17 protein-coding genes are annotated in these 18,279 nt (G+C 69.8%); 8 read left to right on the top strand and 9 right to left on the bottom strand.

The window, feature by feature from the left end:
• Nucleotides 1-9: 9 nt before the first annotated feature.
• The 6 genes from CIK77_RS12025 to CIK77_RS12000 all read right to left on the bottom strand — a co-directional run bounded on the left by CIK77_RS12025 (nucleotide 10) and on the right by CIK77_RS12000 (nucleotide 6,047).
• Entirely contained in the window at nucleotides 10-963 is a 954-nt protein-coding gene (locus CIK77_RS12025) for a PfkB family carbohydrate kinase (RefSeq protein WP_114347261.1), read from the bottom strand.
• Nucleotides 960-1,925 (bottom strand): carbohydrate kinase family protein, encoded by a 966-nt coding sequence (locus tag CIK77_RS12020; RefSeq protein ID WP_087054053.1) that lies wholly within the window; start codon nucleotides 1,923-1,925, stop codon nucleotides 960-962. The genes CIK77_RS12025 and CIK77_RS12020 overlap by 4 nt, the downstream gene beginning before the upstream one ends.
• Entirely contained in the window at nucleotides 1,922-2,833 is a 912-nt protein-coding gene (locus CIK77_RS12015) for a carbohydrate ABC transporter permease (RefSeq protein WP_087054052.1), read from the bottom strand. The genes CIK77_RS12020 and CIK77_RS12015 overlap by 4 nt, the downstream gene beginning before the upstream one ends.
• On the bottom strand, nucleotides 2,830-3,741 hold the full coding sequence (locus CIK77_RS12010; protein WP_258861475.1) for a carbohydrate ABC transporter permease: 912 nt from the start codon (nucleotides 3,739-3,741) through the stop codon (nucleotides 2,830-2,832). The genes CIK77_RS12015 and CIK77_RS12010 overlap by 4 nt, the downstream gene beginning before the upstream one ends.
• Before the next feature lie 2 nt (nucleotides 3,742-3,743).
• Nucleotides 3,744-5,084, bottom strand: a complete 1,341-nt coding sequence (locus CIK77_RS12005) for an ABC transporter substrate-binding protein (protein ID WP_087054050.1) — start codon at nucleotides 5,082-5,084, stop codon at nucleotides 3,744-3,746.
• A gap of 93 nt (nucleotides 5,085-5,177) precedes the next feature.
• Entirely contained in the window at nucleotides 5,178-6,047 is an 870-nt protein-coding gene (locus tag CIK77_RS12000; RefSeq protein WP_087054255.1) for an SIS domain-containing protein, read from the bottom strand.
• 330 nt (nucleotides 6,048-6,377) lie between these two features.
• Between CIK77_RS12000 and CIK77_RS11995 the strand changes: the two genes are divergently transcribed.
• The 8 genes from CIK77_RS11995 to CIK77_RS11960 all read left to right on the top strand — a co-directional run bounded on the left by CIK77_RS11995 (nucleotide 6,378) and on the right by CIK77_RS11960 (nucleotide 14,725).
• Nucleotides 6,378-7,427, top strand: a complete 1,050-nt coding sequence (locus tag CIK77_RS11995) for a class I mannose-6-phosphate isomerase (RefSeq protein WP_140403492.1) — start codon at nucleotides 6,378-6,380, stop codon at nucleotides 7,425-7,427.
• A gap of 13 nt (nucleotides 7,428-7,440) precedes the next feature.
• The gene (locus tag CIK77_RS11990) at nucleotides 7,441-8,205 is read left to right on the top strand and encodes an ATP-binding cassette domain-containing protein (protein WP_087054048.1); all 765 of its coding nucleotides are present in this window, start codon (nucleotides 7,441-7,443) and stop codon (nucleotides 8,203-8,205) included.
• Nucleotides 8,202-9,290, top strand: a complete 1,089-nt coding sequence (locus CIK77_RS11985; protein WP_212647441.1) for an ABC transporter permease — start codon at nucleotides 8,202-8,204, stop codon at nucleotides 9,288-9,290. The genes CIK77_RS11990 and CIK77_RS11985 overlap by 4 nt, the downstream gene beginning before the upstream one ends.
• 88 nt (nucleotides 9,291-9,378) lie before the next feature.
• The gene (locus CIK77_RS11980; protein ID WP_087054047.1) at nucleotides 9,379-10,368 is read left to right on the top strand and encodes an ABC transporter substrate-binding protein; all 990 of its coding nucleotides are present in this window, start codon (nucleotides 9,379-9,381) and stop codon (nucleotides 10,366-10,368) included.
• A 76-nt stretch (nucleotides 10,369-10,444) separates the two neighbouring features.
• Nucleotides 10,445-11,173: an SDR family oxidoreductase gene (locus CIK77_RS11975; RefSeq protein WP_087054046.1), complete on the top strand. Its 729-nt coding sequence runs from the start codon at nucleotides 10,445-10,447 to the stop codon at nucleotides 11,171-11,173.
• A gap of 50 nt (nucleotides 11,174-11,223) precedes the next feature.
• The gene (locus CIK77_RS11970) at nucleotides 11,224-12,609 is read left to right on the top strand and encodes an FGGY family carbohydrate kinase (protein ID WP_212647440.1); all 1,386 of its coding nucleotides are present in this window, start codon (nucleotides 11,224-11,226) and stop codon (nucleotides 12,607-12,609) included.
• Nucleotides 12,610-12,667: 58 nt separating this feature from the next.
• Nucleotides 12,668-13,561 (top strand): tagatose-bisphosphate aldolase, encoded by an 894-nt coding sequence (locus tag CIK77_RS11965; RefSeq protein WP_087054045.1) that lies wholly within the window; start codon nucleotides 12,668-12,670, stop codon nucleotides 13,559-13,561.
• 120 nt (nucleotides 13,562-13,681) lie between these two features.
• The gene (locus tag CIK77_RS11960) at nucleotides 13,682-14,725 is read left to right on the top strand and encodes a LacI family DNA-binding transcriptional regulator (protein WP_087054044.1); all 1,044 of its coding nucleotides are present in this window, start codon (nucleotides 13,682-13,684) and stop codon (nucleotides 14,723-14,725) included.
• Between the two features lie 83 nt (nucleotides 14,726-14,808).
• On the opposite strand, the gene CIK77_RS11955 is transcribed toward CIK77_RS11960, so the two are convergent.
• The 3 genes from CIK77_RS11955 to CIK77_RS11945 all read right to left on the bottom strand — a co-directional run bounded on the left by CIK77_RS11955 (nucleotide 14,809) and on the right by CIK77_RS11945 (nucleotide 18,279).
• On the bottom strand, nucleotides 14,809-15,942 hold the full coding sequence (locus CIK77_RS11955) for a 1-phosphofructokinase family hexose kinase (protein ID WP_087054043.1): 1,134 nt from the start codon (nucleotides 15,940-15,942) through the stop codon (nucleotides 14,809-14,811).
• Between the two features lie 73 nt (nucleotides 15,943-16,015).
• Nucleotides 16,016-16,816 carry a DeoR/GlpR family DNA-binding transcription regulator gene (locus CIK77_RS11950; RefSeq protein WP_140403491.1) on the bottom strand — a complete coding sequence of 267 codons (801 nt, stop codon included), beginning with the start codon at nucleotides 16,814-16,816 and terminating at the stop codon, nucleotides 16,016-16,018.
• On the bottom strand, nucleotides 16,795-18,279 hold the full coding sequence (locus CIK77_RS11945; RefSeq protein ID WP_087054041.1) for an FGGY-family carbohydrate kinase: 1,485 nt from the start codon (nucleotides 18,277-18,279) through the stop codon (nucleotides 16,795-16,797). The genes CIK77_RS11950 and CIK77_RS11945 overlap by 22 nt, the downstream gene beginning before the upstream one ends.

Genomic DNA, 18,279 nt, shown 5'->3' with positions numbered 1-18,279 from the left:
CGTCGCGCGTCAGCGCGCGGCAGAGCCGGAGAACGTATCCACCCGGATGCCCGCCGCAAGCCGGCGCGCCATGGCGGCGTCCAGCCGCGCGGCACCGGGAAGCTGTGCGTTCGCCACGCCGGCTGCGGCGCCCAACGGGAGCGCCTCTCGCAGCGAGAACGACGCTTCGAACGCGACCATCAGCCCGCCGAGGAACGAGTCGCCGCTGCCGACGGGGAATGCTCCGACGGGTCCGCTTCTGCGCGCCCTGAGCACCTCTCCCCCGTCGAACCCCCATGCCCCGTCCTCGCCGTCCGTGACCACGACGCAGGACGAGCGCCCCGCGCCGGCGACGAATCCGTGCAGGCCGGAGACCAGACGGTCGCCGGGAACGTCGGGGGCGCAGCCGAGCAGTTCCACCGCTTCGGCACGGTTCACTTTGACGAGATCCGGCCCGGCCGCGGCTCCCGCTCGCAGGGCGCGTCCGTGGGTGTCGATCGCGATCCGACCTCCCGCTTGGTGCACGCGGCGCACCGCGCCGGCGACCGTCTCGGGAGCAAGGCTCTGCGGAAGGCCTCCGGAGAGCAGGAACCAGTCGCCTGCCGCACCCGGCGCTCCCAGCGCGGCGTCCAGCACGAGATCGGCCTCGGCGGCGGAGACCGCGACCGGTCGCTCGTAGATCTCGGTGAGCTCTCCCGCGCCCGCGTCGAAGATCGAGACACAGGTGCGCGTCGGCGTCGCCCCGTCGTCATCGCGGTCAGCAGAGGCCGTCGCCGCGAGCGGCGCGCCGCACGTCCCCCCGCGCGCCGCGCGAGCACGGCGACGGCGGAGACGTCGTGTGCGCCGAGCGCCACGGCCGCGGGCTGCATTGAGCGACTTCCCGCCCGCGACCCTCACGGCCTCGCGGGGACGCTGGATTCCCTGCAGACGGTCGACGACGTAGGTCACGTCGAGCGCCGGGCTCAGCGCGAGTGCCGTGATCATGGTGCCATCGCCGCGCGCAGCTCGGCCGGGTCCGCTTGGCCGGCGGTTCCGCCGGACCGCGATGTCGACACCGAGCCGGCCGCCGCCGCCCAGCGCAGCCGGTCCTGCTCGCGTTCGACGCCGTGCGCGAGCGCCGCGAGGTATCCCGCGTCGAAGCTGTCTCCCGCTCCTGTCGTGTCGACGACGTCGACGGTGAGGCCCGGTGCGCTCTCCCGCTCCTCATCAGCGCGCACGGACCAGCCTCCGCGCGCGCCGTCCTTCACGACGACTCGAGGGCCGCAGCGCGAGATCCCGCGTGCGAGCTCCTCGTCGTGCCCACCCGTGTCGCCGAGCGATCGGGCGATCGCCTGCAGCTCGTTGCGGTTGGGCAGCAGCAGGTCCAGGTGGGGCAGTGCGCCTTCGACGCCGTGCCAGTTCTCGTCCGGATCCCAGTTGGTGTCGAGTGATGTGGTCCATCCGCCGGCGCGTGCGGCTGCGAGCACAGAAGGCAGTTCGGCCGCCAGCGACGGCTGCAAGAAGTAGCTCGCCACGTGCAGGATGCCCGGCGCCCCTCGCCAGGCCTCGAGGCCGGCGATCACGTCGTCTGCGGCAAGCAGCGGGATCGCACCTGGCGCCGTCAGAATCGCGCGGTCCTCCGGCGCGGACAGGATGACCGACACTCCCGTCGCAGCGGCGCCCGTGGCCGCAACACCCGTCACGTCGACGCCGCTTCCGCGCAGCGCATCGAGCGTGAATCTGCCGAAGGCGTCGTCCCCCACCCTCGCGATCAGGGCGGTCGGCGCTCCGAGTCTCGCCGTGCCGCTGGCGACGATGCTGGCAGAGCCTCCCAGCACCAGGTCCGCACGATCGAGCAGCTGCTCGGCCTGACCGAACCGCGGCACGACGTCACCGCGGAGCACCAGGTCGACGTTCGCGTCCCCGACCACGAGGATCGGACGCACATCCGGAGCCGAATGGGTCATCCCTTCACCCCCGAGAACGACATGGTGGCGATGAACTGCCGCTGTGCGATCACGAAGAAGACGATGAGCGGAAGCGTGGCGACCACGTTCGCCGCCATCAGCAGCGACCAGTCGGTGCGCCGCGCTCCTTGGAAGTTCGTGATGCCCAGCTGCACGGTGAACGCGCCGGGATCGTTGATCGCGATGAGCGGCCACACCAGGTCGTTCCACGACCCCAGCAGCGTGAAGATCGCGAGCGTGGCAAGGGCGGGCCGCGCGAGCGGAAAGATGATCCGCCAGAACGTGCCGAACTTCGAGCAGCCGTCCAGCAGCGCCGCCTCCTCGAGCTCCGCCGGCAGCGACAGGAAGAACTGTCGCATCAGGAAGATGCCGAAGGTCGTCGCGAGCCACGGCACGATCGCGGCCACCAGCGTGTCGATGATGCCGACGGAGGCGAACATCACGTAGGTGGGGACCATCAGCAGCTGCGTCGGGATCATGATCGTCGCCACGATCATCAGGAAGCTCACGTTCCGGCCGGCGAATCGCAGCCGGGCGAATCCGTACCCCGCCAGGGAGCAGAGCACGATGTGCGAGGCGATTCCGACGCCGGAGACGATGACGGAGTTGCCCAGCCAGAGCAGGATGTCCGACTGCTGGAACAGCTTCGCATAGCCGTCGAACGTCAGCACTGACGGGATGAAGCTCGGCGGGAACCGGTTGATCTCGGACTCGGGCGTGAGAGATGTGATGAACATCTGCAGGAACGGAATCGCGAAGACGAGCGAGACCGGGATGAGCAGCAGGTGCGCCCAGGAACGGCGACGCCGACGCTTCTTCTGCACGGTGATCGCGCGCGTCGTCGTCGGAGCCGTGCTCGGGTTCGGACTCGGGTTCTGCGGCAGCCCTCTGTCGATGAGCGTCGTCATACGGAATCTCCCTTCGCCGCGCGCCGCTGCTTGATGACCACGACGAGCGTGATGCCGAGCGTCAGCGCGAACAGGCCGTATGCGACGGCTGACGCGTATCCGAACTCGAGCTCTCGGAACGCGGCGTTCCAGAGGTAGTAGACAATCGTCTCCGTCGCGCCGAGCGGACCGCCGCGGGTCGTCGTGTACACGACGTCGAAGAGTTGGATCGCCTGGATGCCCTGCCAGATCGTGACGAAGACGGTGACCGGCGCCAGCTGCGGGAAGATCACGCGCCAGAACGTCTGCCAGCGGCTCGCGCCGTCGACCCTGGCCGCTTCCGACAGCTCGGCGGGAATATCCTGCAGCGCCGCGAGGTAGATCACCGTCGTGAGCGCTGCCTGACCCCACACCGACATGATCGCGATGACGAGCATCGCCTGCGCCGGGTCTTCGAGCCATCCCTGCTGAGGCAGCCCGAGGATCCTGAGCAGATTGTTGACCAGCCCGAACTGAGGGTTGAACAGGTACGTCGTGAGGATTCCCGTCGCGGCGGCCGACACGACGAAGGGCAGGAAGATGAGCGTGCGATACAGCCCGACGAGGATGATCCGTCGGTTCAGCGCGACGGCCAGGCCGAGGCCGAGCAGCACGGACGCCGGCACGAACATCGCCGAATACACGAGCGTGTGCATCACGGCGGCGCCGAGATCGGCGTCTGAGGCCATGTCGGCGTAGTTTCCCGCCCCCACCCACTCGGGCTCGGAGAATCCGTTCCACTCCTGCAGCGACAGCAGGAACGCCCACACCGCGGGGAAGATCGACAGGCCGAGCACGATCAGGGTCGCCGGCCCGACGAATCCCCACCCCGTCGCGGTGTCGCGCGCGCGGCGCAGCCGGATGCCCGGCCGCCGCGCCGGCGCGCTCACCGTCATTCGTCCTCCAGAGCCGCAGTGGCGTCATCCGCTGCGCCTTCCAGAGCCTCCTGCGGCTCTGCCTGTCCCTGCAGGACCTGTGAGATCGCCGTGCCGATCGCCTCAGACAGGTTGACGTAGCCGGGAACAGTCGGCCGCGGAATCGTCGCGTTCTCGCTGTTCGCGGCCATCACGTCGAGGCCGGGCATCTGTTCCACCTGCTCCTGGAACTCTGGCGTCTCCGTCTCGCTCTCGCGCAGCGGCAGATTCCCGTAGACCACGTTCCAGCGCACGTCCTGCTCCGCCGCCGTCAGCCAGCTCATGAACTCGTACGACCAGTGCTCACGGTTCGGGTCCTCATGGTCGAACATCACCCAGATGTCCGCACCGGAGATCGTGGTGTGGTCGCCGTCCGTGCCTGGCAGCGGGACGACGCCGTAGTCCGTGCCCGCAGTCTGCAGGTCGTAGAGCGTCCACGGGCCCGAAGTGATCATGCCGATCTGGTCACTGGCGAAGAACTGCCCGAACTTGGTGTCGGTCTGATCCAGGTACACGGATTCGTCTTCGACGGCCATCTCCCGCAGGAAGGTGAGCGCGTCGACGCCCTCCTGGGAGTCGAACGTCGCCTCAGAGCCGTCGAGGATCTGTCCGCCTCGCTGCCACAGGTGCGGCCAGAACTGCCACGTCGTCTCCTCCGAACCCGACACCGAGTATCCGTACCCGTAGGTCTTGGTGGCGGGGTCGGTGAGCTCGGCCGCGGCCTCACGGAAGTCCTCCCACGTCCAGTCCTGGGTCGGGTATTCGACGCTCGCGGAGTCGAAGACCGTCTTGTTGTAGATCAGGGAGATGTTGTCGACGACCGCAGGAAATCCGATGGTGGCCCCGCCCTCCGGCTGAGCGGTCGCCTGTGCCGCACCGGAGAACTCCTCCCATCCCACATCGGGATCGTCGTTCAGCCGATCCGTGATGTCGAGCGTCCGGTCAGAGCCGGCGAGTTCGCTCGCCCACGATCCGAACGCGTACGAGATGTCAGGGTAGGTGCCTCCCGCGAACGACGATGACAGCTTCTGCAGCAGGTCCTCGGTCGACGGAGCGCCTGATGACATCTCGATCGTGACGTTCGGATGCTCCTGCTCGAATTCGTCCGCGAGGCCCTCCAGGATCGTCTGGGCCTGATCCGCCTGCCCTGTCCACCAGGTCAGCGTGACGTCGGCATCCGGATCGAGGCTCGTCGCCGGCTGTGCGCCGGACGAGCAGGCAGCCAGCCCGAGGGCGGCGGATGCGGCGATCGCGACGGCCGCGGCGCGGCGGCGGATCGTGCGGCTGTGACGGAATGCGCTGTGGTGGTGACGAATCATGATTGCTTCCTCTGCGGGTTGTGCTTCCTCTGCGGACTGTTCATCGACCGGTCTGCGGCGAGTCGCCGGGACTCCCGCCGTCAGAGTCCCATCTCAGCTCAGAACGACGGATCGCGTCAGGTGCCTGGGCGAATCGGGGTCGAGCCCCCGCTCCTCCGCCAAGCGGATGGCGAGCATCTGGGCGAGAGCCAGTTGGATCAAGGGGTCGACGTCGTGGTGCAGGACCTCGGCGCCCGTGCGTCGCACGTCGGCCGCGAGCGCGGAGTCGAGGTCACCGAAGAGCGTGACGAGCGACCCAGCACCGGCGACGGCGATCGGACCGTGCCGGTAGTCGAGCGCAGGATATGCCTCCGACCACGCCTGCGCCGCCTCGCGGACCTTCAGTGCCGCCTCCTGCGCCAGCCCTCTGGTCCACGTGCGGCCGAGGAAGACGAAGTGGGAGTGATCGGCGACGCGCACGGGCAGCGGGCGCGTCAGCGCGGCTTCGCACTGCGCGGCCAGATCCGTCAGCTCCTCCCCGAATGCGCGGCGCGCGAGCACCAGCACGGTGCTCGGGAACCGGGTCTGCACGACGGAGCTCTCGTCGGCGAAGTCGAGAACCAGCGCCTGATCGACGGCGGCTGCGACCGGTGAGCCTTCGACGCCGACGATGGCCGTCGTCGCTGTTCCCGACGGCACCTGCTCGAGCACGGCGAGCACTTCGCTCGTCGTGCCGGACCTGCTGATCACGACGATCCGGTCGTACATGCGCCCAGGCAGCCATTCCGACGCGTATCCGGCGTCGGTCGTGCCGTGGCCCGCGGTCTCGCGCAGCGCCGCAATCGACTCGGACACGTAGGCGCTGGTACCGCACCCGAGGAAGAGCACGCGTTCTCCCCGCCGGCCGAAGGCGGGGACGCTGGTGTCGAGCTCCAGCGCCTGCCGCCACACCGTCGGCTGGCTCAGAATCTCACGTTCGGTCACGTTGCTCGTGCGCAATTGGGGCCTTGTCCTTCCGGCCGAGAGGGCCTCGTCTGGTCGGTCCACCTGTGATCGGAACCGTCGTGCCCCCATATTGCGCATTCACGACATTGTTGTCATCATAACTGCGTGATTCGCTCACTTTTGTGACTGAATAGATGCCGCCATCACAGTCGCACAGCTCCGGCTCCGACGGACGCCCGGAGCGCCCACCTCAGACTGTCCGAGAAGAGGTCTTGACAACGTTGTCTGATGCCCACATGCTTGGTCATCAGAAGTCGGAAGGCAGAGAGGCCTTCCCAAATGACATCGATGTCATGACGGGAGACGAACGTGGACCCACAGTTGCACCCGCGCAGGATGGCGCCGAACCTGATCGACCACTTCTATCGAGGCGGCGACAGAATCGCGTCGCTGCGCGGGATCGAGCAGTCGAACCCGTTCCAGCCGGAGGAATGGTTGGCGGCGACCGTGCCGCGCGCCGGCGAAGGCGAGACCGGTTTGGCCAGCACGACCGACGGCGAGCTGCTGCGAGACCTCGTCGCCGCCGACCCCGAGGCCTGGATCGGCGGCGACCATTCGCTGTCCGCGCGCCCCAGCGACACCGGCGTGCTCGTGAAGCTCCTCGACGCGCGCCAGCGACTCCCGGTTCACGTCCACCCCGGCCGTGAGTTCGCGCTGTCGCATCTCGACTGCCCCTACGGCAAGACCGAATCATGGCTCGTGCTCGACGCCGAACCGGGATCGGCCTTCCACCTCGGGTGGAGCGAGGCCGTCGATCCGGATGAGCTCGACCGCCGACGCGACGCGCAGGATTCCGAGTGGATGCTCTCCCGCATGAACCGCTTCGAGGCGCACCGCGGCATGGGCGTGCTGGTCCCCGCCGGCACCGTACACGCCATCGATTCAGGCATCTTCGTCGCCGAGGTGCAGGAGCCCACCGACTTCTCGCTGCTGCTGGAGTGGTCGATCACGACGTCCACGCGCGAGGAGTCGCATCTCGATCTCGGCTTCGACACCGCGATGGGCGCCGTGAGCACGTCCGCTCTCACCGACGTCGACGCTCTCGTGCGCTCGAACGACCTCGACTCCCCGGCATCCGGATCCGCCCGCCTGCTCCCGCCGGCCGCCGACGCCTACTTCCGGCTCGACCGAGCCGGTTCCGGTGCGGAGTTCGACGCCGGATTCGCCGTCGTCCTCGCCGTGGCCGACACGGAGCTGCACGGCGCCCGCGGCGAGTCGGTCTCCGCAGCCCGCGGCGACGTGCTCGCGGTGCCTGCGGCGTTCGGTCCGTGGCGGGCCTCCGGCGCCGAGGCGAACCTCATCGTGCACCGACCGGGCTCCGGATGGCCCCAGACACTCGGCGACAGCGACGTCGCCTGATCGGAAGGAACTCATGACAACCCCCATCCTGAAAGCTCGCGGCCTGAACCGTCAGTTCGGTCACGTGCGGGCGCTCGACGATGCCGACTTCGAGGTGTATCCCGGCGAGGTCACCGCCCTGATCGGTGACAACGGAGCGGGCAAGTCCACGCTCGTGAAGGCTCTCAGCGGAAACCTCGCCGTCGACAACGGCACCATCGAGTTCGAGGGCAGCCCCGTCGACCTCCCGACGCCGGCGGCCGCGAGCGCGCTCGGCATGGAGACCGTGCACCAGGACCTCGCACTCGCCCCTCACCTGAACCCGGTGCAGAACATGTACCTCGGGCGGGAGGTGATGCGCAGCGGGCTGGCTGGCGCATTCGGGTTCATGAACGACGGGGAGATGCGGCGCCAGTCCCGCCGCGCGTTCGACGACCTCGGCGCCACCGTGCGCTCGTTGACCAGTCAGGTCGGGTCGATGTCGGGCGGGCAGCGCCAGGCGATCGCGATTGCGCGCGCCGTGCACTGGGCGAAGAAGCTCGTCTTCCTCGACGAGCCGACCGCCGCGCTCGGCGTGCGTCAGACGAAGAACGTGCTCGACCTCATCCGGCGCGTCAGCGACACCGGCATCGCCGTCGTCCTGATCAGCCACTCGATGCCGCACGTGATCGAGGTGGCCGATCGGGTGCAGGTGATCCGTCTCGGTCATCGCGTCGCCACGCTCGAAGCCGACAAGACCAGCATGGAAGAGCTCGTCGGTCTGATGACCGGCGCGAACGCGGGAGACGCGGCAGCATGAGCCTCGACGCCAGAACACCGAAGATGGGCCCGGAGACCACCGCGATCGCGGGGGTCGATGCGAAGGAGACCCTGTTCGCGCGGCTCGCGCGCACCCAGTGGCTGCAGATCCTGATCGTGCTGATCGCGATCGTCGTGGTCTTCTCGGTCATGGCGCCTGACACGTTCCCGCACTGGGGCAATGTGCGCCTGATCATCCAGAACGCATCGATCCTCGCCGTCCTCGCCGTCGGGATCACATTCGTGATCATCACCAGCGGAATCGACCTGTCGATCGGCTCCGTCCTGGTCTTCTCCGGCGTCGCCGCGGCGATCGCCATGCGCACGATCGGCGGCGACGGCTGGGGAACCGCCATCGTCGGGATCGTGGTCTCGATCGCCGCCGGCCTGTTCTGGGGCTTCTTCAACGGCTTCGTGATCGCGAAGCTGAAGGTGCCGCCGCTGATCGTGACGCTGGGCACGATGGGGATCGCGCTCGGCCTCGCACAGATCCTCACAGGCGGCGTCGACATCCGCGAGGTGCCTCAGGTGCTCACGGAGTCCATCGGCTACGGCAACGTCTTCGGCACGATCCCGATCATCTCGGTCATCGCACTCGTCGTGATCGTCATCGGAGCGATCGTGCTGCATCGGACGCGATTCGGCCTGCACACCTACGCCGTCGGCTCGAACGAGGAGTCGGCCAGGCGGGTCGGCGTCAAGGTCGACCGTCGGCTGATCGCGGTGTACGCCCTCACCGGCGGACTCGCGGGCCTTGCCGGGATCATGTCGCTGGCGCAGTTCTCCACGACGGCGATCGCCGGTCAGACCGAGACCAACCTGAACGTGATCACCGCGGTGGTCATCGGAGGCACCTCGCTGTTCGGCGGGATCGGCACGATCATCGGTTCGATCGTCGGCCTGTTCATCCCCGCCGTGCTGCAGAACGGCTTCGTCATCCTCGGCGTGCAGCCCTTCTGGCAGCAGGTCGCCGTCGGCGCCGTGCTCATCGTCGCCGTGTACGTCGACCAGGTGCGTCGCGCACAGGCGTCCCGCGGCGGCGACGTCAGCGTCTGGAAGCACCTGTTCGCCCGCAGACGCGGATGAGCCAGGCGGGCCTCCGCCGCGAACGCGGGCGCCCGCCACAGCCCCCAACAGCCCATATCCCTCACCTTTCACCAACAAGGAGGACACGATGAAGTGGTCCAAGGCACTGTCCATCACAGCAATCGGAGCGGTCGGCGCTCTCGCCCTCGCCGGATGCTCGTCAGGCGACGGCGGATCCGGCGGCGATGCCGGCGGAGACGGCGACGGCGGCTACGAACTGGCGTTCGTACAGGGCGTCGCCGGCGACGAGTTCTACATCTCGATGCAGTGCGGCGTCGAGGCGAAAGCCGAAGAGCTCGGCGTCTCGGTCGACACGCAGGGCGCGAAGCAGTTCGACCCCGCCCTGCAGAAGCCGCTCGTCGACTCGGTTGTCGCCTCGAGCCCGGATGCTCTGCTCATCGCCGCGACGGATCAGTCGGCCATGCAGGCGCCCATCGAGGCTGCGGCGAACTCCGGCGTCGAGGTCGTGCTCGTCGACACCACGGTGGAGGACCCGTCGTTCGCGGCATCCGCCATCGCGAGCGACAACTACGGCGGGGGCGAGGCCGCCTTCGCGGCGATCGAGGAGGCCCACCCCGAGGGCGGAAAGGTGCTCGTCGTCTCCATCGACCCCGGCATCACCACGTCGGATGCTCGTGCCGAGGGCTTCGAGGCCGCCGTCGCCGAGAACGACAAGTTCGAATCGGTCGGCATCGAGTACAGCCACAATCAGCCAGATGAGGCCGCCCGAATCGTGACGGCCGCGCTGCAGCGTGACAAGGACCTCGTCGGCATCTTCGCCGCGAACCTGTTCGCAGCCGAGGGCACGGCGACCGGTGTGCAGCAGGCCGGCCGCGACGACGTCACCGTCGTCGGCTTCGACGCGGGCCCCGCCCAGGTGGAGCAGCTGCGCGACGGCATCGTGCAGGCGCTCGTCGCCCAGGAGCCCGCGTCGATCGGCGAGCAGGCGGTCGAGCAGGCCGTCGCCGCTCTCGACGGCGAGGAGACGACGGCGGAGATCCAGACCGGGTTCACCGTCATCACGCAGGACAACATCGATGGCGAAGGCGGCGAAGCCGTCTACCAGTCGACCTGCTGATCGTTCCGACTCCGGTGGGCGTCGCCTGCGCCTCGCGCGGCGCCCACCGGACCCACGCTGATTCGAAGGAGAAACCATGACCATCGACGGACAGGTCGCGATCATCACCGGCGCCAGCTCGGGCATCGGGCGCGCCGCCGCACGCCGACTCGCCGACCGCGGCGTGCGCACGGTGCTCGTCGGCCGCTCGGCCGCACGCCTCGAGCCGGTGGCGGCCTCCCTCACATCCGAGTCGGCGGTCGTCGAGGGCGACGTCGCAGACGGCGCCACGATCGAGCTCGCGGTGCGCACCGCGACGGAGCGGTTCGGCCGTCTCGACATCGTGCTCGCCAATGCGGGGCTGTATCTCGGCGGCGACTTCCTCACCGCCAGCTACGACGAGATCGCCGCGACTGTGCAGGCCAACGTCACCGGTGTGATGACCACGGTGCGCGGGGCGCTTCCCCACCTCGTGGCCCATGGCACGGGCGACGTCGTCGTCACCAGCTCGGTCGCCGGGCACATCGACGTGCAGTGGGAACCGGTGTACTCCCCCACCAAACACGCCATGCAGGCGTTCACCCACGCGGTGCGCCAGCAGCTCGTCGGCACGGGCGTCCGGATGGGTGCGATCGCGCCTGGCGTCGTGCTCAACGAGCTGTGGGGCTATCAGGAGAACGAGACCGACCGCGTCGCGGAGAAGGTCGCCGACCGCACGGGCATCACCAGCGACGACGTCGCCGATGCGATCGACTACATGCTCACCCGTCCGCGCCACGTCACTCTGCGCGACGTCGTGATCCTGCCCACCGACCAGGACATCTGAGCGATGGCGCCCCGCGACTCACTCGTTCCTACCCGCATGTCATCGATGACATGCCTGAGCCCCTCCTGCGCGGAGGCATCCGGATCGGTGGTGACCTCATGAGCCTCATGGCCGGTCTCGACATCGGCAGCACCGGCATCAAGGTGCTCATCTCTTCGACGGATGCGCCGGATGACGAGGTGCTGCGCGAGCAGATTCCGACGCCGTGGACGTCCGGTCCGAACGGCACAACCGATCTGGAGTCGGCTGCCCTGCGCACCGCGCTCGAGGAGCTGCTGACGCGCGCGTCCGCCCGTCTCGCCGAGCTGCGCCCCGGCGAGCGCGTCGACGCGCTGGCGACGACGGGGATGGGCGAGTCCGGCTTCTTGGTGGGCCGCAATGGGGCACCCCTCGCACCGGCGCCGGCGTGGTTCGATCCGCGCGGAGCCGATCAGCTCGGCCGTGTGCCTGCCCTGATCGCAGCGGAGTTCGCCGGCAGGTGCGGCATCCCCCTCGGCGTTCAGGTGACCACGACCAAGATCGCCTACCGCCGCGACGAGGGCATCTCTCTCGCCGGCGCACGATTCTCGAGCGTGCCGGAGTGGGCGGCGCACCTGCTCGGCGGAGAGCTCGTCGCCGAGCGCTCTCTGCTCGGCCGCACGGGTCTGATCGATCAGGACACCGGGCGCGCGTGGCCGGAGATGCTCGCGCATCTCGGCACGGATGAGACTCTGCTCCCGCCCGTCGTCGACGCTGGCACCCCATCCGGCACAGCCGAGGCCGCGTGGGTGCCCGACGCCTTCCGCGGCGCGATCGTCACCGTGGCGGGGCACGACCACCTCGTAGCCTCCGCCGGAGCGGGCGTCGCCGCCGACCGCTACGACGTGTCGCTCGGCACGGCCGAGGTGCTGCTGCGCGTGCTCGACACCCCGCTCGACCTGGCGGCGCGAGCGAGGCTCGCCGAGCGCCTGATCAACGTCGTGCCGCACGTGATCCCCGGCCGCTGGGCTCTCGTCGCGGGGGTGAAGACCGGTCTGCTGCTGCGAAGAGCACTGCGGCTGTTCGGCATCTCCGGCGCGCAGGCGCGCGACGCGCTGGACGCCGAGGTGATGCGCATCAACGGCCCGCTGCCGGCCGTCGAGGTCTCAGGGGCGCGCAACGACGACGGTGCCCTGCGCCTGAACGCGCTCGCCGACGACGCCACGCCGGCGGTCGTGTTCGAGGCGATCCTGCGCCACAGCAACGACGAGATCCGGCTGCTCATCGACGCCATCGACCGCGAGGTGCCGCAGGCGACGTCGGCGCTGCTCACCGGCGGCTGGTCGTCGATGCGCAGCGTGCGTCGCGCCCGCAGCGCCGTACTGCCTGACCTGCGGGTGAGCGAGCGCGAACAGGACACCGCATACGGAGCGGCGCTGATCGCCGCTCGCGCCCTCCGATCCACCCTCACACCCTGACGCCCGACGTACACCGCACATCCGGACTCGCCGGAACCACCCCATGAGAAGGAGCCCCATGAACGAGCTGACCACACTGGAACGCCGCGCCCTGAGCAGGTTGACCACGCCGGGCGGCGGCATGCTGATCGTCGCCGCCGACCAGCGCAACAGCATGAAGAAGGTCATGACCGACGACCCGCAGACGGTCGACCGCGCGGGTCTGGCCGCCGCCAAATCCGACCTGGTGCGCCACCTCGGCAACCGCGCCCCCGCGATCCTGCTCGACCCGGAGACCGCGCTGCCCGAGATCGTCGACGACGGCGTGATCGCGCCGGAGACCGGCCTGGTCGTCGCGCTCGACGCGAGCGGATTCGCCGAGACGGACGAGGGGCTGCGCCGCACCCGATACATCGACGGCATGTCGCCGCGCCGGGTGCGCGAGCTGGGCGGCGATGCGGTCAAGATGCTCTTCTACCTGCGCCCCGATCGCGGCGACGCTGAGGAAGAAGTCGTCACGGCCATCCGGGATCTCGTCACCGCCGCGAACGACGAGGGCGTGCTGCTGATCGTCGAGATCCTCACCTACCGTCTGCCAGGTGAGAGCGAGGAGGACTACGCTGCCGCGTTCGGCGGGCTGATCGAGGATGCGACGAGGATCTGCGTCGAGCAGGGCGTGAAGGTGCTGAAGATCCCGTACCCTGGGTCGGCCGAGGCGTCGGATGCCGTGCATGCGGCCGCGCAGGGCGTGCCGTGGGCGGTTCTGTCGGCCGGCGTCGATCACGCCACGTTCGTCGGCCAGGTGCGCACCGCTGTGCGCCACGGCAGCGCGGGCGCGATGGCCGGCCGCTCGCTGTGGAAGGACTGCCTGTCGACGTCAGCCGACGAGCGCGAGGAACGGCTCACCGGCGTCGCCGCCGTGCGGGCTGCAGAGCTGGCCGCGGTGATCGACGAGGAGCTGGCCGCGCGGTGACGCGGTGACGCGAGCGGCCGCTCCGTTCCCGAGCGGGCCAGCTCGCTCACCGCGTACGACCGGGTCCCTCGGGAGAGGCGTTCCTCTGGCGACGCGATGCACGGATAGGGTGAGCGCAAGATGTCGACGATGCAGGATGTGGCCTCGCACGCGGGGGTGAGCGCGAAGACGGTGTCGCGCGTGTTCAACGCCGACCCGCACGTGCGGCCGGAGACCCGCGACCGCGTCGAGCGCGCCATGCGCGAGACCGGCTATGTGCCGAACGTTCTCGCGCGCACGTTCCGGCACGGGCGATCACAGTCGGTCGGCGTGGCGATTCCGGATGTCGGCGACCCGTTCTTCTCCGCGATCGTGCGGTCGGTCGAGACCGTGTGCGCGCCGGCGGGCGTGACCACGCTGGTCGCCAGCATCGGCGACGATCCGGAGCGGGAACGCGACGTGATCGAGGCTCTGCTGAAAGCGCAGCTGATGGGGCTGATCCTCGCGCCGGTCGCGGAGGATCAGTCGTGGTTGGAGCCGTGGCTGGAGCACACGCCGATCGAGTTCGTCGACCGACCGGCGCGCGGCGTCGAGGCGGAGGAGCTGCGCGAGGACGACGTCGACGGTGCACGGCGGGCCGTGGAGCATCTCGTCTCACGCGGCCATCGGCGCATCGCGTTCCTCGCCGACCGCGTGCATCCGCCGAGCACCCAACGCCGTCGCGACGGGTGGCGGCTCGGGCTGCGCGATGCGGGGATCGAGCCCGGAGACGCGTCGGATGACGCGGACCGCGCAGGCGACACGACGGGCGCCTCCGAGCATCCCCGGCACGACCTCGTCTCGCTCGAGGCGACGGACCCCGAATCGGCCGCGGCGGCGATCGCCCGGATGCGGGCGCTGCCCGAACCGCCGACCGCGGCCGTCACCGCGAACGCCCGCGTCACGATGCGCGCCTTCGAGCCGCTGAAGCGCGCAGGGCTCGCGTTCGTCGGCATCGGCGACTTCCCGATGGCGCACGCGCTGACCCCCGCGGTCACCGTGATGGCGCAGGACCCCGCGGAGCTCGGCCGCCGCGCCGCAGAGCGGGCACTCGAGCGCTTCGAGTCCCCCGCCGAGCCGGCTCGCGAGCATGCGCTCATCCCGATGCACTTGGTCGTGCGGGGCAGCACACCCGCACCGCGCTGAACGTACCTCTTGTGATCGAATGTGCCCCTGACATCCGGATCTGAGGCATACGCTCGATCACACGAGGTACGTTCGCGATTCGCCTACCCCGCCGGGTCAGCCAATCGGATGTCGCCGTCCGGCTCTGCGACGACGGTGGCCTGGGGTGCCGAGGCCGGGTCGCGCAGCAGGGTTCCCGCCTGAGACACGGACAGCGCCCCGAAGCGGGCGGCCCCCGCGATGGCGGCCGCCACGTCGATGGCTGCGCGCGGGCCATCCGGTCCCCCTGCCACCGGCACATCCGGCCCCTGCTCCGGCCCATCCGGCTCGCGAGAAGCGTACTTTTTCGACAAATCGGCGTCAATATCGGCGCATCTCGACGAAAGGTGCGCATCTCGCGAGCCTGGCGCGGCGCCGAGAGCGTGTACGAGGAAGCCGGCGAGAGAGGCATCGCCCGCGCCGGTGGAGTTGATGATCGCGGCGGGGACGGCGCGGGCCCACCACGAGCCGTCGCGCGTGACGGCGAGGGCCCCGTCCTCGCCCATCGAGACGTACACGGTCTCGCAGCCGCGCTCGATCAGCCGGAGCGCGGCGCTGCGCACCTCACCGAGTGTGCGCAGCGGCAGCCCCGTCGCCGCGGCGAGCTCGTGCGTGTTCGGCTTCACCAGCGCGACCTTGTCGAGCGAGCTTGCGAACACCTGGGCGAGCGGGTCGCCGCTGGTGTCGACCGCGATGCGCGCGTCGGTCTCCGCGGCGAGCGCATCGATCAGACGGCACAGGTCGACAGAGCCGCCATCCGGCACGTCATCGCCATCCGCGGCGAGCGGGGGCACCGAGCCGGCCAGCACGATCCACTCCGCGCCGATCGCTCGCACCTGACTGACGGTCTCGCCGAGCACCGCCTCCACCTCGCCGGGCGAGAGCGGGCTCGTCGGCGCGTTCAGCTTCGTCGTCACGCCATCGGCGGTGGCCATCGTCACGTTCACGCGCGTGCGCTCGCGCGCCGCGACCGGCCGCAGCCATCTCGCTTCCGCTTCGCGCGCGTCCGCCTCGCCCATCGGCAGCACGGCGACCGTGCACGTGCCCGACAGCGCCACAGCGTGCGAGACGTTCACGCCCTTGCCGCTGAGTTCGCGGGTCCACGCGCTGGCGCGGTTCACGCCCCCGGGAACGACGGCGTCCGCCTGATACGTGAGGTCGATCGCCGGGGCCAGCGTCACGGTCACGATCCCGGTCATCCGGATGCCCCTTCCGCACGCTGCGCCGGCAGATCACGTCGCCGAATCGCGTATGACGCGTCGCTCGGCCCGATCATGCCGCCGCCTCCGGAACGACGACCCGGATCTCGGCTTCAGCGGCCCGCGCCGCGAGATCGCGAGGAAGCTGCGCAACCGAGACGATGTCGTCGAAATCGGCCAGCCCCGCAGCCACTGCCAGCCCGGGCTCACCGCCGCGGCCCGTGATCACGAGCACTCTCCGCTCCGCGATCTCGAGGGCCTGTTCCACCTGCTCCGCCTGCTGCGGCGTCTGCGCCAGCACGGCACCGTCCTGACCCATCACCCCCACCTCGATCACCGCGGTTCCGATCCTCAGCTCGGCGAGCAGTTCGTTCGTCCACGGGCCGAACTGTGCGTCCCCCGAGCGCACGTCGCCGCGCACGCGGCCCCCGAGGTTGTAGACGACCGTCGCCGGCTTGATGGCGGCGAGCAGTGCGATCTCGATCGACGAGGTGATGAGTGTGCGATCGGCGGCGTCTGGCAGTGCCTCCGCAACGGCGTGCGAGACCGGCCCCGAGGCGAGGTAGATGCTTCCGGATGCCGGCAGCATCCCGAGCACGGCACCGACGACGCCGTCGTCATCGACCGCCGGCCTGACCTGTCCCGGCTCGACCGCCGCCGTCGGCACGATCGCGCCGCCGTGCACTCGCACAGCGTCGCCGCTGTGCTCGAGGGCGACGAGATCGCGTCGGATCGTCTCCTCCGAGACGTCGAAGCGCGCGGCCAGATCCGAGACGTGCACGCGCTGCTGCCTGGCCAGCTGGGCGAGGATGCCCTCGTGCCTCGTCGCCGTTCCGCTCTGCTTCGCCGACATCAGGCGTTCTCGATCCACCACGGAGCGAGGCTATCGTTCAAGGCGTCGAAGCGCGCGATGATGCGCTGCCAGTGCCCGGCGAGTTCGACGCGGGGAGCGACGGGATCTGCGAGCTCGACGAGCTCCTGCGCTTCGTCGATCGAGGCGAAGTGCCCGGCGCCGAGCGCCGCGACGGCAGCTGCTCCGAACGCGCCCACTTCGTCTCCGCGCACGACGCTGACCGGCTGCCCCATGGCATCCGCCACCATCTGCACGTACAGCGGAGACCGCGAGATGCCGCCGCCGAGTCGGATGGGGCCGTTCCAGTCGTAGCTCGTCGCCAGCGCGCGGGTGTGCCACACGTGCATGCAGACGATGCCCTCGAGCACGCCGCGGAACACGTGCCCGCGGCCGTGCCCCGCGCGGATTCCGGCGAACGCGGCCGTCGGCGCATCACCCAGCGGCGAGCCGAGCAGATACGGGAGCATCGCGGGTGTGTCGGCGTCGGGCTCGAGCGCCGCCGCCTCGTCGAACAGCGCATCACGGGCGTCGTGCGCCCCGCCTCCGAGCACCCGCACCGCCCATTCGAGCGCGGGCGACGCTGTCGGTGATGTCGACATCGCCACCCGCAGATCGGGCCGGATGGACACGCGGCACTGCCAGCGGGGATCGACCTCATCGCCCGTTGTGGTCACACCGTTGGTGCTGAACGACCCGGCGATGAGCGAGAGACGACCGGGCACCAGAGCCGCCGATCCGATCGCCGACGCCTGCACGTCGTGCAGCCCGACGACGACGGGGGTCCCCTCGGCCAGTCCGGTCGCTGCGGCGGCATCCGCTGTGACGGCTCCCGCGATGTCGGCCGAGCGCCGCAGCGGCGGGAGCAGTCGCTCTGCCCACCCGAGGTCGTAGGCCTCGAGCACCTCGCGGCTCCACTGGCCGCGACGCATGTCGAGAAACGACGCGGTCGCGTCGGAGAGGTCGGTCTCCGGATCGCCGCCGACCAGGCGCAGTCGCAGCACGTCCTTGCACCAGATCAGATGCGCGGCGCGCTCCGTGGCATCCGGATCGTGCTCGCGCATCCATGCGAGCAGCGGCCCTGCGCCGCCGAGCGGCGCCTGCTGCCCCGACACCTCGAGGATCGTCTTCGCTCTGTCGGCATCGCCGGTGATCCGCTGCCACTCGCGGAACGCGCGGCCGTCCATGGCCGTGATGGCAGGGGAGGCGGGCTCGCCGTCATCGTCGACGAGGTGCAGACCGTCGCCGTGACCACTGATGCCGATCGCGGTGATCCGGCTCGCATCCACCTGGGCGACGGCGTCGGCGATCGCTCCTGCGGCGCTTGCCCAGAGCTCGTCCTGCGTGCGCTCGGCGAACCGCGGTCGCGGGTGGTGCACAGGGCTCGATCGGCGCCCGGTCGCGACGGGGCGAAGGCGGTCGTCGTGCACGACCGCCTTCACCGTCGTCTGTCCGGCGTCGATGCCGAGGAAGAGAGGACCAGTCAT

This window comes from Microbacterium sp. JB110, assembly GCF_003335195.1.
Classification (GTDB): Bacteria; Actinomycetota; Actinomycetes; order Actinomycetales; family Microbacteriaceae; genus Microbacterium.
This window is presented reverse-complemented; position numbering and strand designations above follow the sequence as displayed.